Origin of the sequence: Streptomyces sp. HP-A2021 (genome assembly GCF_022807935.1) — a bacterium.
GTDB lineage: Bacteria > Actinomycetota > Actinomycetes > Streptomycetales > Streptomycetaceae > Streptomyces > Streptomyces afghaniensis.
This window is the reverse complement of sequence record NZ_CP094344.1, coordinates 98700-121708: the sequence shown is the minus strand read 5'-3', so window position 1 is coordinate 121708 and position 23009 is coordinate 98700. Positions and strand designations below refer to the sequence as shown.

The following is a 23009-nucleotide window of genomic DNA, read 5'->3' as shown; positions in this document are numbered from 1 at the left end:
GGTCGCTGACTCCCCGCTGGCCATCATGCTGTGTGCACAGTGGGCGGAACGGTTATCGGCGGAAACGCCATCGCGGAACTCCATCGCAATGGCAGCCCACACATGAAACAGAGGACCCGAAAGCGTGGGAATGAAGACGCCCCCCGATCCACCAACCGCCAGGGGTCGCGGCGAGCTCAGTCCGGATGGCCGTCGGCACCGGGTGGCCCCAGTGGTGACACTGTTTCTCATGGCTCCTTTGCTGGGCGAGGTGGTGGGAGCGGCGTTGCGCCTGAGCTATTTCGTGGAGCCCTTGCGGGTGGTCTCGATCCTCTGCTTCTACGGTGCCGGTGTCGTCCTGTTACGTGAGATCGCGCAACGCCTGCGGCTCAACGGGTGGGGGATAGTCCTGCTCGGTGTCGCCTACGCGCTGATCGAGGAGGGCCTCGCCCTGCAGACGATCTTCAATCCGCAGGGGATGGACGGCGAGACGATGTACGGCCGCGCCGCCGGGGTGAACTGGTTCTGGGCCGTGCTCGTGTGCGGGTACCACGTTGTCTGGAGTGTGCTCATCCCCATCGGCGTGGTGCATATCCTGTTCCCCCGGGAGAGCGGGTCCCCGTGGTTGTCGCGACGGAAGCTGGCGGTCTTCGGTGGGGTGTTCGCCCTCGGTACGGCGCTCTTTGCGCTGATTTCCCTCCTGCGGTCGGATTTCCGCCTTTCCGTCGTCGAGATCGGCGCGGTGCTCGCCATCGTGGGAATGCTGACCTTGACCGCGTCGCGCTGCCGGGCCCGAGACACACCGCGGGTTCCGCAGCGGCTGCCCGGGCCGATGCGCGCCGGGTGGACCGGGCTGGGCTTCGGACTGGTCTGGTTCGCCTTCCACCTGATGGCATTCATCGGCGGCGGCATATCGTTCGTGTGGTGGGTGCTCGCAGCCGTGCTGGTCGCCATCGCCGCCGCGGCGATCGTGGCCCGCTGGGTGCGCCACGGCTGGACGGCGCGGCACCAGTTGGCGGCATCCCTCGGCGCGGTCCTTGCCGCTGGACTGTTCGGACTGCTGCTGGTCTCCCTGGGGGATCACCTGGTGGACGTGGTCTTCGAGGTGATCGTGATCGGCGGGATCGTCGCCGGCTACGTCTGGGCCCGTCGACGAGCCAGCCCGACCTGAGCCGTCGGCCATTGTCTGCGCACCCACAACACTGGCGTTCTGAAGGCACCGCTCTCGGATGCAGGGTCTGTGCCTGACATGATCGTCTTTATGGACGTAGAGATCACACCGGCCGAGATAGGCGACATCCATCAGGTCCTGGGAGATCACCCGCGCTACTGGGGAGAGCGCGACCTCCGGTCTCTGCACCTGCTTTCCTTGGTGCACGAGTTCGGTTCAACGTGCCTGGTGGCCCGTGCCGAGGACGGGATCCGCGGGTACGTCATCGGTTTCGTCACGCCCACCGGCACGGGGTACGTGCATTTGATCGCCACGCGGGACGATGCCCGGGGCACTGGGCTCGGGCGGCGTCTCTATGCGGCGTTCGCACAGGCCGCGCGTCGCCAGGGCGCGCAACGGCTGAAGGCGATCACGTCCGTCGGGAACACCGGCTCGATCGCCTTCCACCGCAGCCTCGGCTTTGGCACGCAGATCGTCGAGGACTACGACGGCCCCGGCCGCCCCATGGTCGTCTTCGGCCGGCCGCTGCCGCCGGAAGGCGCGGTCTGGTGAGGTGTTCAGCGACTTCGGCGAAAGCGGGGGAGCGCCGTGGTCAGGCGCCGGGGCCGAGCTCGTCGATGACGGAGCGGAGCTGCTGCTCGTCGAGTTCGTAGACGGTCTCGCCGGCCTGCGGGTCGCGGGCGTGGAGGGTGTGGAACAGCGGGCCGTGCGCGCCGAGTTGAACCAGGGTGGCGGAGGCTCCCCGCACTGCCCGTTCGGTGCGCGGGGCGGCGGTGAGGTCGACACGGCTGACAACGCCTGGGGTGACCCACACCGGCACCGTTTCCAGGAAGCCGAAGATCTGCAGGTGGAAGTGGCCGCACAGGATGAGGCGGACGTCGCTGCCACGGATCGTATCGACCAGGTCTGACGGGTTCTGCAGTCCCAGTGCCTGCTGGACTTCCACGTCCAGGGTGATCGGTGGGTGGTGGAAGACCAGGACGGTTCCATGGGGTGCTGGTGTGCTCAGTACGTCGCGGAGCCAGTCGAGCTGGGTTCGGCTGAGGTGCCCGTACCCCTTGCCGGGCACGAGTGAGTCGAGCGTGATGAAGCGGTGGCCGCCGACCAGGCTCACGGCGGCCCGCTCTGTCTCATCGGAGGCGATCAGAGTGTCGGCCCGGTCGCTGCCGTCCGGATCGAGATGACCGCTGCCCAGCACTTTGGCGAACGCCTGGCGCTCATCGTGGTTGCCGGTGCTGTAGATCACCGGGACGTTCCGCTCCGCCGCGAACTCACGCACGATGTCGCGGGCCGCGACGTATGCCTCCGGGGAGCCGTCGTCGGCGATGTCACCGCTGACCACGATGGTGTCGACCGCGCGCAGATGCCGTAGATCGGCGAGCATCCGGCGCAGGGACTGAGTCGCGTTGACGCCGTGCTTGTTCGGTGCGTCACGGCGATCGAGGTGGGTGTCCGACAGGTGCAAGATCCGCATTCGCCAGACGCTATCGAGGCCGGCTCTGCAGGACCAGGCGTTTGTGCGCCGGAATCTGCGAGACCAAAATGCCCTGTCTGAGAGCCATCGTGTTTCAGTCGCGCACGGGCAGGCTCGCCAGAGCCGAGGCCAGATCTCCGTCACCCCCATCGTCATGGCGTCTCCCGGACACATCAGGCACGGTTCGACAGTCACGGCGAGAATCATCGGCTCCGGACGGTGTCCCCAGCCCAGCCCCTGATCGGCCTCTGTCATTGCCGGCAACTCGGCATGCACCAGCCGCCGGTTCAGCACCCGCTCCTGCGTGTCTGCGCAACCAACGACCTCGTCACCCGTGGCCACAACCGCACAGATCGGCAACTCGCCCGCCGCCAGGCCTTCCTCGGCAACCTCAATCGTCAAAACCGGGTAATTGATGACGGGGCATACGGCTGGCTGTCCATGACGGTGTCAGCGCCCAGCTGGGCATTCTCCCTCGCCCCGCCCCGGCGTAGCCAGGTGCTCCGGCGGCGAGCCACGTTGGGCCGCCATACGCCCTGTGGATGCGAGGCGTCACCGACATTCAGGCGTGGCTGACCGGACCCGCCGTCGGCTGCCGGGGATCCCGGCTGTTCCCCACCGTGGCGAACGGCTCGCCGGCCTTCGGCCAGTACCAACCCAGCGTCACCGGAGCGGGATTCGAGCTCTGGGCCCTCCAGGTCGTCGACATCTCCGGGGACCGGATCACCGACATCCCTGCCTTCCGGGACACCGAGCGGCTGTTCCCGCCTTTCAACCTGCCCCCGCACATCGGCGAGCAGCAGACTCGCGCGACAGGCCCTGTGTGATGCGCTGCCAGACCAGCTCCGGAGGTGCCGCCGCCATGTCCTCCAGCTCCGCGCTGCGGGCGGCGGTCACCACGCGGGTCATCATCCGCAGCTCATCGCGGCAGCGGTCACACCGCTCGACATGCCGCAGGGCCTCGGCGTCGTCGTCGGTCGGCGGGGTATTCCGCAGCGCCAGTTCCACCAGGTGCGCGGGCTCTACGTGGACCACTACGCCCTCCCGTTCCCCGGCCCCCGCGACTCGGCGGGCTCCGCCGTGACGACGAGGTTGGACAGATAGCCGCCCCGCTCGGGGACGAACGGCGGTGCGCAGGTGATGAGCGTCAGGACGGGGGCACCGGAGCGGCGGAACACCGAGGAGGGCAGCTCGTCCTTCGGCACGGTGACGCGCGAGACGACGCGGTAGTGCACCGGTTCCGCCCCCGCCCGCCGCACCTCGACACGATCCCCGCGCCGCACGTCGTACAGCGCGGCGAATTCACCGATCTCACCGGTGTCGCTGTCGACGTGCCCGACGAGCACGGCCGACCCCAGCTCACTGCCCGGTGCAGGGCCATAGCGGTACCAGCCGGCCACGGAGGGCTCGTCGGGCACGGTCATGTCCCCCCGGTTCGTCACGCCCACCGGGCCGACCCGGGCGTCGAGGCCCACGTCGCGCACCAGGACGCGCCGGGGCGGCGGATCCTGCGCCGTGCCGGTGCCCGACTTCGCGGCCGCCCCGTCCGTACGTCCAAAGGTCGCGGCCACGACGGCGGGCGGGGGCGCGGCCGGGTGCGACGGCCCGTCCGGAAAACCGAGGACGGCTGCCAGAGCGGCAGCCGCCACGGTCAGTCCGGTCAGCCGTCGCGCGCTGTCAGCCACGTCGGCCGGCGACCCTGCGGGCCGTCAGGACGCCCGTCACCGTGACCACTCCGGCCGCGGCGGCCCAGGCCGGCCACGTGTCGGAGGAGTTCGTGGTGACGGCGGCACCGCTGCCGCCCGCGTCGACGCCCTGGGGTGCCGATGCCATGCCGCTGAACGACTGGACCTTCAGAGCCAGGTTCTTGTCGCCGGCGCTGCCCCACGCATAGACGACGTTGCTGGTGCCTTCCTCGAGGCTCAGGTCGGCCGGGCCTATGGCCACGGTGTCCGTACCGGCGAGCACCACGTCGGCGTTGACCGTGCCCGCGTCGACCTCGGCGGTGTCCTCCTTCGGGTTGGTGAGGTCGCTGAAGACGGGCTGTCCGCCGGCCCGGACGTCGACGGCGGGCGCCGCCGCGACATGGCGGACCGTCAGACGCGACTGGCCGGCGCCGACCTGCGAGACGTCGTTGACGAAGGCCGTCAGCTGGGGCTTGCCGTCGGCGGAGAGACGGGCGGCGACCGTGGCGTTCGCGCCCTCGGGCACCTCGACCTTCTTCTCCAGGGCGGGAGTGCCCTCGGGGCCCTTGCCCGCTTCGAAGACCTGGATGTCGTAGGTCCCGGCGTCGAGGGACTGCGGGTCCGTCACCGTGCCGGGCTTGAAGTCGCTGAGCAGTTCGTCGCCGTTGGCGTACACGTCCACGGTCATCCCGGGGATGCCGTGGAAGACGGACACCATGGCCTTGTCCTGCTCTTGCGCCATGGCGGGTGCGGCCATGCCGAGGGCCAGGGCGCAGGCGCCGGCCGAGGCTGCGACGGCGAGGTGGATTCGGGAGCTCATGGGGATCTTCCCTTCAGAAGGAGTCTCCGTACGGTGCGGAGTCTCGGTCCCGTTTCAGGTGTGAGGGCCGGCGCGGATGCGCGGCAGGCATTCCTTCTTCGGCGCGGTCACGTGCCCGTGCCGGGAGCGGCGGACTGTTCGATCACCAGGCGCAAACGGTGCAGGCCGCGACGGGCGTGGCTCTTGACGGTCCCCAGGGGCATGCCGGTGCGTTCCGCGATCTGGGCCTGGGTCAGGTCCTCGTAGAAGGCCATGCAGAGCACTTCACGCTGCTGCTGCGGCAGCCGGGACAGGGCGTCGATGAGCAGTACCCGGTCCAGGACGCGCTCCGGCGCCGTCTCGCCCTGCTCCGCCGCGCCGGCGCCGGTGTCGTGGGCGGCCGAGTCGATGAGCGTCAGACGTCTCGTCCTGGCCGCCAGCGCGTCGACGGTCTTGCGGCGGGTGATGCCGACCAGCCAGGCGCCGAGCGGTCCCCGTTCGGGACGGAAGCCGGCCCGTCCGTGCCAGGCGCCGAGAAAGACCTGCTGGGTCACGTCCTCCGCCTCGTGGGCGTCACCGAGCAGCCGGGTGGCCATGGTGTGGACGAGTGAGCCCCAGCGCCGGTAGATCGCGGCGAACGCCTCCTCGTCGGCGGCGACGAGGCCACGGGCCAGTTCCTCCTCGTAGCGCGTCTCCTCCACGGGTGGGGCGAGGGTCGTGGACAGCGTGTTCGTGATCATGGCCTGGTTTCCTCCTGCCGGGCGCCGTGTGGGACGGAAGACCGTCTGCCGGACCACACCGGTCGCGCTGTGCGGAGCGGCGACCATGCGCTCGTGAGCCAGTGTTCGGCGCACAAACGACGCAGGGCAACATGCATCGATTGTGCGTCGTATAGTTGGGGTATGGCCGTACAAGAACGGGATGACGAGGGCGTGCCGGCAGACGCCGGACTGACCACCGGCGAGGTGGCCCGGCGGCTGGGAGTGGCACCCACCACGGTCCGCACCTGGGACCGCCGCTACGGCCTTGGTCCCGACGCGCACACCGGCGGCCGGCACCGGCGCTGGACGGCCGGGGACATGGCACGGCTGGAGCGGATGTGCGCCCTGACGGCGACCGGGATACCGCCCGCCGAGGCGGCGCGCATGGTGCGAGGCGATGCCCCGCCCGAAGCGGTCCCGGCCCGGCCGGCCGCCGTCACACCGCGCGCCTCCGTCCGGGCTCGCAGCCGGGCGGGCAGTGGGCTGCGCCTGGGGGACGTGCGTCAGGAATGCAAGGGCATCGCCCGTGCTGCCCTGCGCCTCGACGCCGCCGCGCTGGACGAACTGCTCGAAGCCGCGATCGACGAGCACGGCCTGGTCACCGCCTGGACCGAGGTGATCATGCCGACGCTCCAGGCGGTCGGCCGCAAGTGGGAGAGCTCGGGCGAGAAGTACGTCGAGGTCGAGCACTTCCTGTCCTGGCACGTCTCCGGCGCGCTGCGGCGCAGCACCCCCTCCGCGGTCGCCGACCCCGCGGGCGCCACCACGGTGCTCGCCTGCGTGCCGGGAGAGAACCACACGCTGCCGCTGGAGGCGCTGGCCGCCGCGCTGGCCGAGCGCGGCCTGCCGGTACGGATGTTCGGCGGTGCCCTGCCCGTGGAGTCGCTCGTCACGGCCGTACGCCGGACCGGGCCGGCCGCGGTCGGGCTGTGGGCACAGTCCCGTACCACCGCCAGCCGGCCGTTGGCGCAGCACGTCGCCGCGATGGAGTGGGGGGTGCGCGGGGCGCGCCGCAAACCGGTCGTCCTGACGATCGGTCCCGGCTGGGCCGGCCGGACGTCGGCCGGCCTGCCGCGCCCGGCCGGGCTGGCCGAGGCCGTCACGCTGCTGGAGTCGGTCGTGTCGCACAAGCCCTGATCGGCTGCATCCGGACTCGGCCGACGGCCCGAAGCGGTGAGGGAACGGACCGATGCCGTCGGGCCCGTCGGCCGGGAACGGGGTGCTGACTTACGGGCTTCCGTGTGACACCACCGCGCCGACGCAGTGAGGAGTCGAGGTCGGCCAGGCAATTGGTGAGGAAGGCATTACGGTTGGGCACGTCGAAGCCGTTCGCATGGACGGCCGGGTCGCGGACGAACAGGGGAACCACCTCGTCGGACGCGTCAGCGCGGCGTGCAAAGGCGGACGGTCGTACAGACGCAGGTCCGAGGTGAACACGACGACCGCGACGGTCATGGCGTGACTCCTGGTGCGGTGAGGCAGGAGACGCGGGATGCTGCCTCTTCCTTCGCCCGGCGCGGCCCCGTCAGATGCGGGTGGCGCGCGAGGCGCTCCGGCGTCCGCTCGTGCCGCCCGCCGCCCGGGCGATGTTGCGCGCCATGCCGCCGAACACGACGGCGTGGAACGGGACGACGCTCCACCAGTAGGCGTGCCCCAGCAGGCCGCGCGGATGGAACAGGGCGCGCTGCCGGTATCGGGTGCGGCCCTCGTCGTCGGTCTCGGCGTACATCTCCAGCCAGGCGAGGCCGGGGAGCCTCATCTCGGCGCGCAGCCGCAGCAGATGACCCGGCTCGATCTCCTCGACCCGCCAGAAGTCCAGCGAGTCGCCGACCCTCAGGCGCTCGGTGTCACGCCGTCCCCGGCGCAGTCCGACCCCGCCGGCGAACCGGTCCAGCCACCCCCGGACCGCCCAGGCCAGGGGAGAGGAGTACCAGCCGTTCTCGCCCCCGATGCCCTCGACCACCTTCCACAGTGCCTCCCGCGACGCGTCGACCGGCCTGTGCCGTTCGTCCTCGTAGAGGCTGCCGCCGGCCCAGTCCGGGTCCGTGGGCAGCGGGTCGCTGGGAGCTCCGGGCACCGAGGCGGAGGACCACCGCGTGGAGACCTGCGCCTCTCGCACCCTGCGCAGCGCCAGGGACAGGGCCTCGTCGAACGGCAGCGGCCGGCCCGGAGCGTCCGGCACGTACTGGGCGATGTCGTGCTCGTGGCAGACGACCTCGTGCCGCAGCGACTCGGTGAGCGGCCGGGCGAGGGAGGCTGGGACCGGGGTGACGAGGCCCACCCAGTGGCTGGACAGCCGGGGAGTGAGGACCGGGACCGGCACGATGAACCGCCGGGGCAGCCCGGCGACGGAGGCGTACCGGGTCATCATGTCCCGGTAGGTGAGGACGTCCGGCCCGCCGATGTCGAAGCCCCGGTCGACGTCGTCCGGCATGGTGGCCGACCCGACGAGGTAGCGCAGCACGTCCCTGACCCCGATCGGCTGGGTGCGGGTGTGCACCCAGCTGGGCGTGACCATGACGGGCAGGCGTTCGGTGAGGTAGCGCAGCATCTCGAAGGACGCCGACCCCGAGCCGATCACGACGGCGGCCCGCAGCACCGTGGCGGGCACGGGGGAGTCGAGGAAGATCTCTCCCACCTCGGCCCGGGAACGCAGATGCGGGGAGAGCGACTCCTCCGGGACGCCGCGTGGTGTGAGCCCGCCGAGGTAGACGATCCGCCGTACGCCGGCGGCACGCGCCTGTTCGGCGAAGATCCGCGCGGCGGCGCGGTCGGTGTCCTCGAACCGGGAGCCGGTTCCGAGGGCGTGCACCAGGTAGTACGCGACATCGATCCCGCGCATCGCGGCGGCGACCGACTCCGGATCCGTGACGTCCCCCCGGACAGTGTCGGCCTGTGCCGCCCAGGGGTGGTCGCGGAGTTTGCCGGGGGAGCGGGCGAGGCACCGGACGTGATGACCGTCCTCCAGCAGCTCCGGCACGAGGCGCCCGCCGATGTACCCGGACGCCCCGGTGACCAGGCAGTGCAGCCGCTGCCCGGTCGGCTGTCCGTCCGCCGCCATGATCATGCCTCCCGTCGTACGCCGTCGTCGTCGTGCCGCCGGGCCGCGGCCGGCCCCGGCACGAAGACTTCCCCCTCGGCCGCCCCGGCGGATGCACGATGACGCTTGGAGGGGGCTTGTTGGTGCTGCGCGCTCCAGCCTCGCCTACGGGAACGAGTACCGCGGGGGCGGCAGCTGCACCGAGCACGATCGGACGCCATGCTTGCCGCGTAGGCGGCGCGCAAGAGGCCTTGTCCGCTCCGGAGCCCGCTTCGCTGATCGGAGCCGCGAGGATCAGAGCGAGGGTCACCGCCCCCGGCACGCCGCTGCTCGATTTCAGCCGCCTTCCGTGCGGTGGCCCGGCCCTCCTCCCAGGCGACGCCGAAGTGCGACCACACTTCGTGTTCGGGGTTCAGGACCTGCAGGTTGATGAACGCCGCCAGTTGGTTGTGAGCGCGCGGCCGTGTTGCCTACGTCGTTTGACGGGATGCTGCCTCCTTGGAGCGCGGGGGCATCGTCGCCAAAAGCCAGTTGAGATAGCGCCCTCGCTGGGGAAGGGTGTGTGGTCATGGAGTTCTTCTGCTACCACCGTGATCGGCCCGGCTCCCTCGCGTTACGCGAGGAGTTGCTGGAGGAGCACTGGTCCTACATGGACCGGTACGCGGAGGAGCTGATCGCTCGCGGTCCGACCTTCGCCGATGATGGTGAAACACCCACGGGCAGCGTGCACATCGTCGACCTGCCCGATCCCGCCGCCGCCCGCGCGTTCGCCTTCGACGAGCCCAACTACCAGGCCGGCGCGTACCGGGACGTGCTGCTGCGCCGGTGGCGCAACGTGCTGGGGCGCACCATGTGGGATTTCCCCGGTGGCCGGACCGGTGGCAACCGGTACCTGGTGCTCGGCCTCGGCGAGGGCCCCGCCACCGACCTTGTCCTGCCGCTCGACCGGGACGAGCTGGTCGCGTACGGGCCGCTGCTGTCCGACGACGGCGACACCTGGCTGGGTACGGCTGTGCTGCTCAGGGCCCCGGATCCGGACACGGCACGAGCCGTCCTGACTCCGGACCGGTACGCGGACATCGAGGTCCACGACTGGGAGTTCGGCGGGCGTCGATGAGCCACGGAGGCACCGGGTCGATGTCGTCTCCGGTCCACGTCGACCTGGGACAGGAGCGGTGACGGTGGCGCTGCGGGCGGTCCCACTGGTGGGCGGGCCGGTGGAGTTACGGGGCGCGCTGGACCTGGAGATCACACAGGCAGGGGTGATGCCACGCCGGTTGCCCGCGTGGACCAAGGAGCAGTACCAGGACCCGTCGGTCTACGGGGTGACCGTGATGCCTTCGGGGGTGCGGCTGGTGTTCCGCACCGATGCGCGCGAATTGGAGTTCGAGGTGCTCACCTCCACCGGCCAGCTCGACTCCGACCCCCACCCTCGCCCGACCGGGATGCTGGAGCTGCTGGTCGACGGTGCCTTGGCCGGGCGTCAGCAGGCGCCGGTGGGCAACGTGCTGCGGATGGCGGGCCCCGGGGCCGTACAGCGACTCATCCCGGGCGAGCCAGGGACCGTACGGTTCGCCGGGCTGCCGGCCGGCATGAAGGACGTCGAGTTGTGGCTGCCACAGCAGACCCCGACGGAACTGGTGGCACTGCGCGCTGACGGCGACGTCCTGGCACCGCTGCCGGACGGACGGCGCCGCTGGGTGCACCACGGCAGTTCCATCAGCCACTGCATCGAGGCCGACGGCCCGACCGGGACCTGGCCGGTGGTGGCAGCTGCGCTCGGAGGGGTGGAGGTGATCAACCTCAGTCAGGCGGGCAACGCGCTGCTGGATCCCTATGTCGCCCGGACGATCCGCGATGCGCCCGCCGACCTGATCAGCCTCAAGGTGGGCATCAACATCGTGAGCCTGTCCGCCTTCCGGCTGCGGACGTTCGGCCCGGCGGTACACGGATTCCTGGACACGATCCGGGACGGACACCCGGACACCCCGCTGCTGTTGATCTCTCCGGTGAGCTGTCCGGCCCTGGAGGAGGCCCCTGGCCCGACCGCCACCGGCCCGGACGGGAGGCTCGCTGCCCTGGGCGACCCGGCCGATGTGGCCGGCGGGGCATTGTCGCTGGCGGTGGTCCGTGCCGAGCTGGCCCGGATCGCTGCGGCACGACAGGCGTCCGATCCCCACCTCCACTATCTCGACGGACGCGAGCTGCTCGGCCCGGACGAGGCAGACGACCTGGCCGACGGCCTTCACCCCACCGCCGCCGCATACCGCCGCATGGGCAAGCGCTTTGCAGCCCACGCCTTCGCGACCGACGGTCCCTTCCGCTGAGTGAGCCGGGCTGTTCAACCCTGGAGTGGGCTCGGGCTGGCCGAATAGTGAGAGCTATGTGGGCGGGTTAACGCTGTGCCGGAGCTGGGATGGTTCTGTCATCTGCTGGATGCCGATGACGTCGAGCAGTCCGAGACGGCTGGCGGTGTCGCTGCCCGGCGGGGCGGTGAGGATGACGATGCGCAGGTCGCCGGCGGATTCGGTGAGGATGTCGCAGTCGAGGTGAAGTGGCCCGACCTCGGGATGGTGGACGGTCTTGGTGTGCAGCATGTGACCACTCACCTCGTGGGCCTCCCACAGGGCGGCGAAGCGCGGGCTCGTGCTGCGCAGGTCGGTGACGAGGCGGCACAGGACCGGGTCCGTCGGATAGCGGGCGGACGCGGACCGCAGGTCGAAGACCACGGCGGCTTCGAAGCGGGCCTGCTGCGCAGGGGTGTGGCGCACCGGTCCGGCAGAGCCGGTGAAGTGCTGCCAGACCAAGTTCCGTTCCCGTTCCGTCAGTGGGGACGGGTCGCCTGTCAGGGCGGCGTGCAGCCGGTTGCAGGCGATGAGAGTCCAGGCCGCGTCGTACACGCCGACGGGAGTGCCCGGCATCTGGTCGAGCAGCCGCTGCGCCCCCGGAGTGAGCCGGCCCGGCAGCCGGCCGTCCGTGGGCTCGGGCTGCCCGGCCAGCGCGAACAGATGGGCACGCTCGGCATGAGACAAGCGCAGCGCCCGCCCCAGAGCGCCGAGCACTTGGGCGGAGGGGGATGTCGCCCGGCCCTGCTCCAGGCGGATCACATACTCGGCGGATATCCCCGCCAGCAGGGCCAGTTCCTCGCGGCGCAGCCCGGACGTCCGGCGGCTTCGCCCCGCCGGCAGCCCGACCGCGGTGGGAGGTACGCGTTCGCGCCACCGGCGCAGTGCCTTTCCCAGATCGCTCTCCCGCCGCGAAGGCCCGCTGTCGCCCTGTGCGCTCATGACCCCAGTATCGGCGTCCCGCTCCAGGCCGTCCTGGTACCGGCGTTACCAGGAACAACAGTGATCTGTCCGGCAGGCCACCGGGCGGCGAGGCTGCCGGACATGACGACGACCCTCATCACAGGGGCCAACAAGGGCCTGGGACTGCAGACCGCCCGCCGCCTGACCCGGGCGGGGCACACCGTGTATCTGGGTGCCCGCGATGCCCGCCGTGGTGCTCAGGCCGCCCGGGCGGTCGGCGCCCGGGCGCTGCTCCTCGACGTCGCCGACGACGACTCCGTCGCGACGGCCGTCGAGCAGGTCCGCGAGCACACCGGGCACCTCGACGTTCTGGTCAACAACGCGGGCGTGGCCGGCCCCATGCGGACGGCCGACGAGGTCACCGCTGCGGACATGCTCGCGGTCTACGACACCAACGTCTTCGGTGCCGTGCGCGTCACCCAGGCCTTCCTGCCCTTGCTGCACCGCAGTGCGTCGCCGGTCGTGGTCAACGTCAGCAGCGGCCTGGGCTCGCTGGCCGTGGCGGCCGACCCGGCCGCCCACGCCTCGCGCGTCCCCCTCTGGATCTCCTCGCTGCCCTACAACTCCTCCAAGGCCGCCCTGAACATGGTCACGGTGCTGTACGCGCGCGCCCTGCCGCGCATGCGGATCAACGCCGTCGACCCCGGCCACACCGCCACCGACCTCAACGGCCACACCGGCGCCCAGAGCGTCGAGCAGGGCACCGACATCATCGTCCGCATGGCTTCGATCGGCCCCGACGGACCGACCGGCGGCTATTACACGGCCGACGGCCCCATGCCCTGGTGACACCCGAGCCGCCGAATACCACCCGCACCGACAGGAGTCCGGCCATGCACCGTCCGCACCGCGTCGAGGTCGTCCTCGACTTCGTCTGCGTCCACTGCTACCTCGGCTTCACCCGCTACCTCCGGGCCGTCCGCCGCTACCGCGCGGACGGCGGCACCGTCGAAACAGTATTGCGCCCTGTCCAGCTCCGCCCCCAGGCATCACCCGCCGGTGAACCGCTGGTCGAGGTCTGGGCGCGCGAGCGCGGCGCGGCCGTCGCGGCCCGGCTCGCCGACGACGCCTCGTTCGGCGCCGACGACGGCCTCGAACTCAACTTCCGCCGCGCGGTGTTCACCAACACCTTCGACGCGCACCGACTCGCCGCGCAAGCATGCGCGCTAGGCAAGGGCGAAGAGATGGCCGAGCGACTGTTTCGCGCGTACTTCGCCGACGGCCTGAACATCGCGGACTCCACCGTGCTCGACCGGCTCGCCGCGGAGACGGGCATCATGACCACCGGCGGCGGTGCGGAAGCCCTACAGGCCGAACTCGCCCGCGTCCGCGCACTCGACCTGCCGGTCCCGCCGGTACTCCTCCTCGCCGGCGGCCCTGTCTTGTCCGGGGAGATACGAGAGGACGACGTCCTCGCCGCACTGGGCGAGTGACACCAGCCCTCGCCCCGGCTCCTGAGGCGGAGTCCTCCTCTTGGTGGCGCGTACCGGCGGGGTGCCGCGCTGTCCGCCGGTGCGGGTTACTCATGGTCGGCGCGCGCGGGCGGCGAGGATTGCGACGTCGTCTTCGAAGGCACCGTTCGCAAGGTGGGTCAGGAGTGTGTCGAGCATGTCGTCCGGAGGGCCGTCCGTCGGCAAGCTCAGCGTCTGGAGCGCTTGCACTGAGACGTCGATGTCCGTGCCGCGGCGTTCCACCAGCCCGTCGGTGTAGAGCAGCAGCGTGGTGCCGGGGTCCATTCGCACGGTGAACGATTCATAGCCACCGAGTCCGGTGCCGATGGGCGGGCCGGCCGGGGGCCACAAGACCTCGATGCCGCCGTCTGGTCGCAGGACGGCCGGTGGCAGGTGCCCGGCGCTGGCCGCTGTGCAGGTGCCGGCCCGGGGATCCATGACCGCGAGAAGACAGGTGGCGAGGCGGTCAAGGCCGAGCTGTGTGACCTGGCGGTCGAACTCGCCGAGGATCTTGTCGACGCTCGTGCCGGAAGCGGCAAGGGTGCGTAGCAGGGAGCGGTACTGGCTCATGGCGACAGCGGCCTGGAAGCCGTGGCCCATCACATCGCCCATGACCAGCAAGGTGCGCGATTGCGTCACGGGGATCGAGTCGTACCAGTCCCCACCGACGAGGACGCTGCGGCCGGCTGGGAGGTAGCGGGCGGCCACTTCTACGGCGGGGTGGGGGGTGCTGGGCTCGGACAGCAGGGCCCGCTGGAGTTCCAGCGCCATGGCGTGCTCGTAGCTGTAGCGGCGTGCGCTGTCGATGGAGATGGCGGCTCGGTCGGCCAGCGCCTGAATCGTCACGAGGTCGTCGTCGTTGAAGGGCTGCGATGCCCCGGCCCGCCCCAGAAGGATGACGCCGACCGGGCGGCCTCTCGCGATCAGGGGGGCGATGAGAAACGAGTGGATGCCCGCCGCGCGGAAGAGCTTGGTCCGTTCGGGGTCTACGGTCACCTTCTGGAACAGCTCGTCCGAGGCCAGGTTGCCCCGCCACGGCCGCCCGCTGTCCAGGCAGTGCCGGGTGGCCACGCCCCGGGGAACGTCGACGTACGGTCCCGGCCCGCCCATCTGGCGCAGCAGCCATTCCATCCCAGGGGGCGCTGAACCCCTCGTCTTGCGCAGCCGCAGGAAACCGGGAGGAGGCGGGGGAGCACCGGTGAACTCCTCTTCGACGATTCCCACCGCGGCCATGTCGGCCAGCGAGGGGGTCAGGAGGTCGACCAGCTCCTGGCAGGTGGTTTCGATGTCGAGGGTGGTGCCGACGCGCGTGGCCGCGGCATCCAGCAGGGCAAGCCGCTGATGCGCGGTCTCCAGGTCGTCCAGGTAGCGGCGCAGGTTACTGATCTCCACGCCGATGCCGCACAGACACGCATCCCCGTCCGGCAGATCCACCCGGTGATAGACCGCGCGCCAGAGCCTTCGCCCTAGCGGCGAGGAGACCCCTGTCGTGCCTGAGACGGTTGCCTCCCGAGGCTGCCCGTCCGCGAGTACCTCGAACAGGACGTCGTCCGGTCTCTGGAGATCCGGCAGCACTTCCCCGAGCGTTCGCCCCAGGAACGCGGTGGCGGGCACGCCACTGGCTGTGGCCCATGCAGGGTTGACGTACAGGTGGCGCAGCTGCGCGTCGAGAACGACGATGGGGGCCAAGGTCCCCAACAAGCTGACGCGCCGGAAAGCCATCACCTTCCGGAAAGTGCCACTGTGGCATGGGGCCCTCACCGTTCACAGGTTCCCTCTCGCTGTCTTTGCTGGAGCCAATCCATACCCCGTCGAGGGAGACTTCTCGCGGTGAGGTGAGCTTCCTCCACCGTTGAAGGCGGAGCATGCCGAACGTCAGAGGCTTGGCGGCTCGCGTATCGCTCCTGTGAGGTCAGCTATGTGCGCTGTGTTCCCCATCCGGCGGAGAACGTCCAGCCCGTCCACAGGTGTCCGGGCTGGGCCGGGCGAGGAGGCCGGCGAGTGTTCTGCTGGCCTGCCGGTCGAGGGCAGGTTCTAGCTGTGCAACCAGCTGCCGTAAGGTGCTGCGGCCACGAGTTGGTACAGCCCGAGAGCGGCAGCTCCGAGGACAAGCAGAAACAGTCCGGAGCGCAGGAACAGCGGACCCACGACTGTCACTGAGGCGGCCTGTCCCGTGAGGGTGCGCCAATCCCGCATGCGGCGGACGTCCTCCGCACTGGCCCACCAAAAGCCGGCACCGATCACAAGCAGGATCGCACCGAAGAGGCCGACAACACCACCGACGACGGCCAGGAAGTCTCGTCGGTCGCTGTGGTCAGTGATACTCAAAGCCGCCACCACGAGCGGCACCACGCCCAGCAGGCCGAAGGTCACGCCTCGCCGCGCAACGTCCGCCGGCCGCAGCCGCGGCAGCAGCACGCCGTCTTGGTCCAAAGCCATGGCCATCACCCTATGGGCTGTCCCGTAAATGATCTTTGGGTGCTCCAGGTCTTCATTCATGCGAAGACGTGCTCGACGCGGGCGCGGACCTGCTTGTGGCACGTGTTGTGCGCTTCCTTCCAGTCGGGCAGGTCTTCGCCCTTGCGTCGACGCTGGGTGCATGACGAGTCCCGCGCCGGGATAGCCGCCGCCGGCGATTGTGAGTGTCCTGCCGACGGCGGCCTTGGCGCCGGATTCCTCCCATGCCTTGCAGTCGTTGCGGTTCCCGGGCAGCGGTTGGCCGACTGCGACGACGAGCCGGGTGTCGGCGTCGATGACGACCCGGTGGCATTGGTCCGAGGTGGTCGATCACGCGGTCCGCCGCGGATTTTTGACACTCCGAACAGCGGGGCGAGCTGGCGCATCGTCAGGTTGGTGCGCCGGTACGCCGCGACCAGCAGCCCCCGGTCCTCCAGGGTCAGGCCCCACGGCCGGCCTCTTGCGGACCGCGTCCGCACCCTCGCGCCGCAGCACGGTCACCAGCTTCCCGAAGGCGCGCGGGCCTAACCCGGTGAACGGGGCTGTCCAGCCTCCCCGCCTCACGGAGTGCTCGTGGCCTCTTCGGCCGCGAAGGCGGCCGGAGAGAGACCGGTGTGTCCACGGAAGAAGCGGCCGAAGTTGGCGGGATCGGTGAAACCGAGATGGGCGGCCACCGCCCGGGCGGTCCACCGGGCACCACCCAGCAGCCGCCGGGCCTCGAGCAGCCGCCGCTCGTCGATGAGCTCACGCGCCCCCTTGCCGGTGGCGTCCCTGGCGGCACGGCTGAGGGTGCGGACCGAGCAGCCGAGCAACTCGGCGTAGTCCGCGACCTGGTGCAGCTCGCGGAAGTGCAGCTCCAGGGCATCCACGAACCGTCCGTAGGTGTCACCACGGCCCGCACCGGCCGTCGTGCCGGCAGGGGTGATGTCCGGGGAGTTGGCCAGGCGCAGCAGCAGCGATTCGAGCAGGCTGCGCCGCAGGGCGTGGTGGACATCGAGTGGGCGGCGCCCCAGTGCACGGTGTTCGTCCAAGAGCTGGAGCGCGGTCTGCCGGAGCCAGGCGCCGTCCTCGGGGTGGGGAGTCAGCACGGCGGGGGCCGTGTGCGCCGTGAGCGGGGCCAACAGGCGGGCGATGTCAGGACTCAGCACGTCCGGCTCGAAGAGGACGAACGCGCCGCGTGCGTCGCCGGGCGGATGCCAGCACTGCGTGTGCCCGGGACGCACCCACAGCCACTGGCCGCGGGAGACGGTCCGCGTGACGTGGTCGACGTCGTGCCGCAACTCACCCGCGGTGACGGCGATGAGGTAGTGGAAGCTGGCACGGCCCGGACGAGGCGGATTCCACGGCCAGTCGTCGTGCTGGGCGAAGAAGTCCTCGACGGTACTCACTTCAAGCCCGTACGGAGTTCCGACCGGGGGCTGAAAACCATACAGCGGAACTGCGGCCGACCCGGACTGCCCGTCCCGCCTGAGGTGTCGCTTGTCGACCACCATGTGTCCGCAGCCTACCACCCGTTGTGTCGGTTATGGACTGAGGATGGGTCGTGCCGCGCGACCGCGCGGCGCGTCCTTCGATGTCGCAGTCCGTCACCACCTGAGGAAGGCAACACCCCATGAATGGACCGCCCCTGCACCAGACCGCGGCCGCTTGCGCGCAGGAACTTCCCGGGGCCCAGCTGGAGCACCCCTTCGGCCCCGACTGGGAGGTTTTCAAGGTGCGAGGCAAGGTGTTCATGCTGATGACGGAGGTCCCGGGGCGTCCCGTCGTGATCCTCAAGGCAGACCCCAGCGAGGCCCACGCCCTGCGAGAGCAGACCAGCCACATTACCCCCGGCTATCACATGAACAAGAAGCACTGGATCACGCTGGAAGGCGGGCAAGGCATCGGCAAGACGCTCGTCAGGGAACTCGTCACCGACTCCTACCGGCTCGTCGTCGCCAACCTCCCCAGGGCCGAGCAGCCCGTCGACCCGCACACCTACGCCGGCGGCAAGGCGCCCCGGTGAGCAAGGCCGTCGTCGGCGCTGGAGATCGTCATGACCGTGGCGCAGGGCTTGCAGGGCCAGCGCGAGCCGCTCGGCAAACACATCACCGCCCGCACCGCCTTGCTGGACGACCCCGGCGGTGACATCGCCGGGCGTAACGCCGTGTAGTGCCCGCCGCGGAAGCGATGGCCCAGAGCGGGCCCGGACACCTGGGGTGCGGACACGGTCGAGGCGCGGCCCGGAGGCTTCCCCGGGGCACCGCCCAGTACGCGCGACGCTCACTGGGCTCTGCCGGTGTGGGCGTGTCCAGGAGGCGAGGACGTCCCGGAACGCCCGTACGGCGTGCTCGTGGCGGCGCCGGGTGGGGACCGTCTCACACAGATCCAGCGCGCGGCGTGGACCAGGCCGGTGCGGTAACCGTCCGGCCACGCGGTAGGGCGGAGACCGTGCGGCGGCACGCTTCTTCGCTGCCGCCGTTGTGATGGGAACAGGTCGCGCTGTCGATGCGCAGCAGCATGTGGGTCATGCTGCCGGTCCGCGCGGGCAGCTCCGGTGCCCGCGTCCGCTCGGATGCACGGGAGGTGTCTGGGGGCGTGGTGTAGGCGTGGCTGAGGTGCGCGTGGTGCTTCTGCTCGGAAGTAGGTCGGCTAGGTGTCCGCTGCTCGTCTGCGGGGAGCTGGTCCATCAGGGCGTCGGCGTCCGAAAGCGCGGAGCGGGCCTGTGCGGGCTGGTGGTTGAGGGCGTAGGCGCGGGCGGCGACCGGCGGCCGCCGGTACCGCGGCCGCGGTGGGCAGGTGTCCGGCGGCGCGGCGGGCCTGGTCGGCGAGGCCGGCCTCGCTTCGGGGCGCCGTAGTTGAGCGGGACCATCGTCTCGTGTGCCTGGACCCAGGCGTGCGACCTGAGCTTCCGTCAACGCCCGGTAGTAGCAGAAACCGATTCAATGACGCCACGCCAGGTCCGGTGATAGCCCTCACGAAGCGGCCCGCCGACAAGGTCGAGGATCTCCGACACTGCGTCCATCATCGGCGTCGGGTCTCCCGACTCGCACAGGTGCAGGTGCCCTTCAAGCAGGGCGGTCCCGCGCTGATCGTCCGCCTCCAGAAGACGCCGCGGCAGCCACTTCCCGCCGCCGATCCACGCGTGGTGGTAGTCGCAGAGCAGATCGGCCGCAGCATTGAGAACGAACCCGGCCACCGCAAGACGCTCGAATCGGTCACTCGCGTCGGCGAGATCGTCCAGTGAGTCCGTCAGCCCATACCTCTTCGTTTCGACCATCTGCGGTTCCAGCGCCGACGGACCTTCGCGGAGGTCCGCTTCGGCCAGGGCTCGGGCACGCTCGGCCTCACCATTTGTATCGACGAGGACGAGACCGGTGGCATACATGCTCTGCAAGACCGCACGGCGCGCAGCAACGTCCGCAGCGAAGAGGTCCACGAGTCCGGCACGGGTATGGACGAAGAACTCCACGACACGACCCTCGAACCGGATCGTCTCCCGGCGAGTCTCGCCGCTGTCTCCGATGAGTATCGCGCTACGCCAAGCAGGTCACCCTCAACCTCGGACCCCCCGCCGATGCGGGGGTGTTCCGCGCCCGGTGTAACTGCGTTACGCGAGGCCTTAGACCGTGTCCTACGTGGTGAGGCGGATGAGTCGTTTGTAGCAGCAGAGGGCTGCTGCGAGGCCGAGAAAGGCCAGGTAGTTGCGGGGATCGCGCTCGTAGCGAGGGCTGAGTCTGCGGTAGCCGGACAGCCACGACATGGTGCGCTCGATGGCCCAACGGCGCCGCCCTAATCGTTTGCTGGACTCGATGCCTTTGCGGGCGATGCGGACTCCGATGCACTTGCCGCGGAGCCGCCTGCGCAGGTCAGCCCGGTCGTAGGCTTTGTCCGCATGCAGGCGCTGGGGCTTGAAGTACCGGCTGCGGTGGGGGTCGTGTCTCGCATGGGCTTCAGTCCTTCGCTGTCGTGGGTGTTAACCGCCGAGACGCCGACGAGGAGGGGCAGTCCGTTGGCGTCCGGCAGGACGTGCATCTTGGAACCCGGCTTGCCCCGGTCCACGGGGCTCGGACCTGTGTGTTCGCCCCTTTTTTGGCCCGGACGTGGGCGGTGTCGAGGACTACGCGGGTGACGTCGGTGAGGCCGGCGTCGTCGAGTTGGTGCAGCACGGCCTCGTGCAGCCGGCCCCGGACACCGGCTCTGGACCAGATGAGGAACCGGCGGTGGGCGGTCGACTTCGATATGCCGAAGCACGGCGGCAGAGCTCGCCAGGCGCAGCCGCTGACCAGCACGTGGATGATCGCGGCGAACAGCGTCTCATCAGGCGTGTCCTGCGTTCCCCCGCCCTGCGGCCGCACCCTCGACGGAGGGATCAGCGGCTTCGCGATCTCCCACAGCCCGTCCGGAACAATCCAACTCCACGTACCCCGCCCCATGCCGAGCTCAATGACGCCTCACCACGTAGGACACGATCTAAGTGAAGCGGATCTCGGCGGGCTATCGGCCGCCTGTGCTGGTCGGACCCAGAGTCGGAGCACGCCGTCGTGCTTCAAAGCCGTTCCGGGAGCTCAGCATGTTGAGTTACCGTCATTCCGAATAGGGCACCCTGAGCTTGGCCCAGGACTTTGCTCCCGGCCAGCCGTCCGCGTCCGCACCCTGGTACCCGAGCTTCCGCTGCCACCTGGCGTAGGAGTCACGGTGGTGCGTCGTCCACCGACGTCCACTGAGAGGGTGGGCCGAGGGTGGGCCGGCCGGACCAAATTCGGTGCATCCCTCTTCGGCCAGGCGCATCGCCATCATCCTGATGATCGGGCTACTCGGCTCGCTTTTGAACCACTCGGAACCTGGAAAGGGAACGTAGCCGTCTTCTGTACTCATGCTTGCATGTTAGGCGTATCCACCGTTGCCAGCATGTTCACGCCTTTGCGACTAGGTAAGTTCATGCGATTGGCGGATGTCTGGTGATCGTTACCGCGGCATCCAACTCGGCCGGCAAGCTGGGCCACTGGTACGGCGCAACCCCGGTTCCACAGATCGCGCTTGCAGCACCTCCCGCGAAGATTCCCATGCCCTTCGAGAAGGCCTTCCGGTATTCCCCATCTCCGATGGCCTGCATCATTTCCACTCCGTCTTGGACGTCATTGACGCGGCCGTACGGCGTCACCTTCGACGGCGGAGACCTATACGGTGCGATGTTCTCCGGCGGCAGGGTCCACGTCACCGACGCGGTGTTCTCCGGCGCCACAGTCCGCTTCTCCGGCGCCACGGTCGACTTCAGCTCGGACGGCACGGGATACCCGCGCGGGAAAGCCAGCGCGACGGCGCCGTCGACAACGTGCCGTACATCCTGATCTGCACTGGCGTAAGCGGCGACAGCACGACCATCCTGCGCCGGCTCACCGCCCAGTTCCTGCACCAAGGCGCTCACGCCCTCAGCGCCTGCACGAGCTGCGGGCCGCAGACCTGCTGGACTTCTCCCGTGCAGCGGTCGACTCCAGCCACATCCGCGCGATGAAGGGGGCCGGCCACCGGTCCGTCCCCGGTGGACCGGGGCAAGGCCGGCAGCAAGCACCACCTGATCGTCGAGGCGCACGGCATCCCGCTCGCGGCAATCACCACCCGGCGGCAACCGCAACGACGTCGCCCAACTGATCCCGCTGATCCAGGCCGTCCCGCCGATCCGCGGCAAGTGCGGCCAGCCCCTGCGCCGCCCCAGGTATCTGTACGCCGACCGCGGTTATGACCGGGCACGGCTCCCGGCCTGGGCGTGTACCGCTGGGTCGTGGAAGGAGCGATCACGCTGCTGCACTGGTTCCGCCGCCTGCGCATCCGCTGGAGATCCGCGACGACATCCACCACGCGTTCGTCACCCTCGGCTGCGCCGTCATCTGCTGGCGACGACTGCGCACCGCACTTTGTGGAGAGTAAGGGCAGGCGATGCGCCCCAGGAGATGGCGTGCTCGATGCGTCAGAACGCATACGTGGCAGTCGGGCCCGCGCGGCCTCACATCCGGGATCTCAGCACGTCGACCTCACAGCCCGGCGCGAAGGGGTCGAAGCCCTGCTCGATCAGCGAGCGTACTGCCAGCAGGCTTCGCAACGACGACCACGCGTGGATCACGTCGAGGTCGATGTCGGTGCCGTAGCCGGCGATGACGTCGTCGAGGTGCTCCTCGTGTCCGAGTATGAAGGTGGCGAGGTCGTACAGGGCATCACCCTGGCCCGCCTCGGACCAGTCGATGATGCCGGTGACCTCGTCGCCGTCGACGAACACGTGCGCGATCTGCAGGTCGCCGTGCGTGAACGCCGGAGTCCACGGCCGCAGCGCGGCCTCGGCGACTTGGCGGTTGCGGGTGACCAGGTCGGCGGGCAGGACGCCGTTCGTCACGAGCAACTCGCACTCGTCGTCGAGCTCCTTCGTCAACTCGTCGATGCTCCGGCCGGCCCGGCCAGGCCAGGGCGGCGGCGGCGCGTCGTGCAGCTTCCGGATGGCGGCGCCCGCCGCGGCCCACGCCGCCGGCGACCCGGTCGCCGGCCCGCCGAGGCGCCCAAGCGTCGTCCCCCGGAGTGCGGCCGTCGCAAGCACGGGCGGCTTGCGCCACAGGACCTCCGGGGTCGGGACCGGCGCGAGGGACATCGCCTCGACCTCGACGTCGATGCGCGCCTGATCGGCGTCCACCTTCAGGAACACGTCGCCGACGCGCAGGGTAGCGCGCTCGGAATGGGCGACAACGACTTTGACCTCATCCATGGGCGACCAGTATCCCTGGGATGATCGCCGACGTCGCCAGCTTTATCGCGTGCGATTATGCGGCTGACCGTGTCCCGCTACTCGGGCTGTGAAGGCTCCGCCTGGCGCAGGCAGTACACGCACCGGGAGGCGGAGTCGACGCGGCCCATGCACC

General features: G+C 70.0%; 22 protein-coding genes and 5 pseudogenes. 10 read left to right on the top strand and 17 right to left on the bottom strand.

Going from position 1 to position 23009, the window contains the following annotated elements; translation table 11 throughout:
• Positions 1-229 precede the first annotated feature (229 nt).
• Positions 230-1150 carry a hypothetical protein gene (locus MQE23_RS00650; protein ID WP_243377840.1) on the top strand — a complete coding sequence of 307 codons (921 nt, stop codon included), beginning with the start codon at positions 230-232 and terminating at the stop codon, positions 1148-1150.
• A gap of 78 nt (positions 1151-1228) precedes the next feature.
• Complete coding sequence (locus MQE23_RS00645; protein ID WP_063610792.1) at positions 1229-1702, top strand: GNAT family N-acetyltransferase; 474 nt, start codon at positions 1229-1231, stop codon at positions 1700-1702.
• Between the two features lie 40 nt (positions 1703-1742).
• Here the strand turns inward: MQE23_RS00645 and MQE23_RS00640 are convergent, their stop codons facing one another.
• Positions 1743-2624 carry a metallophosphoesterase gene (locus tag MQE23_RS00640; RefSeq protein ID WP_243377839.1) on the bottom strand — a complete coding sequence of 294 codons (882 nt, stop codon included), beginning with the start codon at positions 2622-2624 and terminating at the stop codon, positions 1743-1745.
• A 524-nt stretch (positions 2625-3148) separates the two neighbouring features.
• Between MQE23_RS00640 and MQE23_RS00635 the strand changes: the two are divergent.
• Positions 3149-3451: pseudogene (locus MQE23_RS00635) on the top strand (RNA polymerase subunit sigma-70); the annotation flags it as partial.
• Here MQE23_RS00635 and MQE23_RS00630 read toward each other — a convergent pair.
• From MQE23_RS00630 to MQE23_RS00615, 4 genes are all read right to left on the bottom strand, one after another.
• Positions 3396-3659, bottom strand: a complete 264-nt coding sequence (locus tag MQE23_RS00630) for a hypothetical protein (RefSeq protein WP_128092422.1) — start codon at positions 3657-3659, stop codon at positions 3396-3398. The pseudogene MQE23_RS00635 and the gene MQE23_RS00630 overlap by 56 nt on opposite strands.
• Entirely contained in the window at positions 3659-4309 is a 651-nt protein-coding gene (locus MQE23_RS00625) for a class F sortase (RefSeq protein WP_243377838.1), read from the bottom strand. The genes MQE23_RS00630 and MQE23_RS00625 overlap by 1 nt, the downstream gene beginning before the upstream one ends.
• The gene (locus tag MQE23_RS00620; protein WP_243377837.1) at positions 4302-5129 is read right to left on the bottom strand and encodes a DUF4397 domain-containing protein; all 828 of its coding nucleotides are present in this window, start codon (positions 5127-5129) and stop codon (positions 4302-4304) included. The genes MQE23_RS00625 and MQE23_RS00620 overlap by 8 nt, the downstream gene beginning before the upstream one ends.
• Before the next feature lie 107 nt (positions 5130-5236).
• Positions 5237-5848 (bottom strand): sigma-70 family RNA polymerase sigma factor, encoded by a 612-nt coding sequence (locus MQE23_RS00615; RefSeq protein ID WP_037665959.1) that lies wholly within the window; start codon positions 5846-5848, stop codon positions 5237-5239.
• A 162-nt stretch (positions 5849-6010) separates the two neighbouring features.
• On the opposite strand from MQE23_RS00615, the gene MQE23_RS00610 reads away from it, so the two are divergent.
• A complete protein-coding gene (locus MQE23_RS00610; RefSeq protein WP_020269207.1) occupies positions 6011-7006 on the top strand; it encodes a MerR family transcriptional regulator in 996 nt (331 codons plus the stop codon).
• A gap of 109 nt (positions 7007-7115) precedes the next feature.
• On the opposite strand, the pseudogene MQE23_RS00605 reads toward MQE23_RS00610, so the two are convergent.
• Together MQE23_RS00605 and MQE23_RS00600 are read right to left on the bottom strand one after the other, a co-directional pair.
• Positions 7116-7324, bottom strand: a pseudogene (locus tag MQE23_RS00605) (deoxyribodipyrimidine photo-lyase); the annotation flags it as partial.
• A 70-nt stretch (positions 7325-7394) separates the two neighbouring features.
• Complete coding sequence (locus MQE23_RS00600) at positions 7395-8930, bottom strand: SDR family oxidoreductase (RefSeq protein WP_243382416.1); 1536 nt, start codon at positions 8928-8930, stop codon at positions 7395-7397.
• Between the two features lie 547 nt (positions 8931-9477).
• Between MQE23_RS00600 and MQE23_RS00595 the strand changes: the two genes are divergently transcribed.
• Positions 9478-10026 (top strand): YciI family protein, encoded by a 549-nt coding sequence (locus MQE23_RS00595; protein ID WP_037665961.1) that lies wholly within the window; start codon positions 9478-9480, stop codon positions 10024-10026.
• A 58-nt stretch (positions 10027-10084) separates the two neighbouring features.
• The gene (locus MQE23_RS00590; RefSeq protein ID WP_020269204.1) at positions 10085-11236 is read left to right on the top strand and encodes a GDSL-type esterase/lipase family protein; all 1152 of its coding nucleotides are present in this window, start codon (positions 10085-10087) and stop codon (positions 11234-11236) included.
• A gap of 54 nt (positions 11237-11290) precedes the next feature.
• On the opposite strand, the gene MQE23_RS00585 is transcribed toward MQE23_RS00590, so the two are convergent.
• Positions 11291-12196 carry a helix-turn-helix transcriptional regulator gene (locus tag MQE23_RS00585; RefSeq protein ID WP_243377836.1) on the bottom strand — a complete coding sequence of 302 codons (906 nt, stop codon included), beginning with the start codon at positions 12194-12196 and terminating at the stop codon, positions 11291-11293.
• Between the two features lie 102 nt (positions 12197-12298).
• Between MQE23_RS00585 and MQE23_RS00580 the strand changes: the two genes are divergently transcribed.
• Positions 12299-13006: an SDR family NAD(P)-dependent oxidoreductase gene (locus MQE23_RS00580; protein ID WP_243377835.1), complete on the top strand. Its 708-nt coding sequence runs from the start codon at positions 12299-12301 to the stop codon at positions 13004-13006.
• A gap of 44 nt (positions 13007-13050) precedes the next feature.
• Positions 13051-13650, top strand: coding sequence for a DsbA family protein (locus tag MQE23_RS00575; RefSeq protein WP_020269201.1), 600 nt, complete (start codon positions 13051-13053; stop codon positions 13648-13650).
• A 90-nt stretch (positions 13651-13740) separates the two neighbouring features.
• Here the strand turns inward: MQE23_RS00575 and MQE23_RS00570 are convergent, their stop codons facing one another.
• The 4 genes and pseudogenes from MQE23_RS00570 to MQE23_RS00555 form a co-directional block, all read right to left on the bottom strand.
• Positions 13741-15357, bottom strand: a complete 1617-nt coding sequence (locus MQE23_RS00570) for a SpoIIE family protein phosphatase (RefSeq protein WP_243377834.1) — start codon at positions 15355-15357, stop codon at positions 13741-13743.
• A gap of 345 nt (positions 15358-15702) precedes the next feature.
• Positions 15703-16167: a DUF6336 family protein gene (locus MQE23_RS00565; protein WP_243377833.1), complete on the bottom strand. Its 465-nt coding sequence runs from the start codon at positions 16165-16167 to the stop codon at positions 15703-15705.
• Positions 16167-16689: pseudogene (locus MQE23_RS00560) on the bottom strand (transposase family protein); the annotation flags it as partial. The gene MQE23_RS00565 and the pseudogene MQE23_RS00560, both read right to left, overlap by 1 nt.
• Positions 16686-17513, bottom strand: coding sequence for an AraC family transcriptional regulator (locus MQE23_RS00555; protein WP_243377832.1), 828 nt, complete (start codon positions 17511-17513; stop codon positions 16686-16688). The pseudogene MQE23_RS00560 and the gene MQE23_RS00555, both read right to left, overlap by 4 nt.
• Before the next feature lie 224 nt (positions 17514-17737).
• On the opposite strand from MQE23_RS00555, the gene MQE23_RS00550 reads away from it, so the two are divergent.
• The gene (locus MQE23_RS00550; RefSeq protein WP_243377831.1) at positions 17738-18130 is read left to right on the top strand and encodes an MmcQ/YjbR family DNA-binding protein; all 393 of its coding nucleotides are present in this window, start codon (positions 17738-17740) and stop codon (positions 18128-18130) included.
• 888 nt (positions 18131-19018) lie between these two features.
• Here the strand turns inward: MQE23_RS00550 and MQE23_RS00545 are convergent.
• From MQE23_RS00545 to MQE23_RS00530, 4 genes and pseudogenes are all read right to left on the bottom strand, one after another.
• On the bottom strand, positions 19019-19576 hold the full coding sequence (locus MQE23_RS00545) for a nucleotidyltransferase domain-containing protein (RefSeq protein ID WP_243377830.1): 558 nt from the start codon (positions 19574-19576) through the stop codon (positions 19019-19021).
• Positions 19577-19738: 162 nt separating this feature from the next.
• Positions 19739-20540, bottom strand: a pseudogene (locus MQE23_RS00540) (IS5 family transposase).
• A 151-nt stretch (positions 20541-20691) separates the two neighbouring features.
• A complete protein-coding gene (locus MQE23_RS00535; protein ID WP_279345107.1) occupies positions 20692-20982 on the bottom strand; it encodes a peptidoglycan-binding protein in 291 nt (96 codons plus the stop codon).
• Between the two features lie 61 nt (positions 20983-21043).
• Complete coding sequence (locus MQE23_RS00530; RefSeq protein ID WP_243382991.1) at positions 21044-21532, bottom strand: hypothetical protein; 489 nt, start codon at positions 21530-21532, stop codon at positions 21044-21046.
• 20 nt (positions 21533-21552) lie between these two features.
• On the opposite strand from MQE23_RS00530, the pseudogene MQE23_RS00525 reads away from it, so the two are divergent.
• Positions 21553-22032 (top strand): annotated as a pseudogene (locus MQE23_RS00525) (transposase); the annotation flags it as partial.
• Positions 22033-22108: 76 nt separating this feature from the next.
• On the opposite strand, the gene MQE23_RS00520 reads toward MQE23_RS00525, so the two are convergent.
• A complete protein-coding gene (locus MQE23_RS00520) occupies positions 22109-22855 on the bottom strand; it encodes a phosphotransferase (protein ID WP_020269303.1) in 747 nt (248 codons plus the stop codon).
• Positions 22856-23009 lie beyond the last annotated feature (154 nt).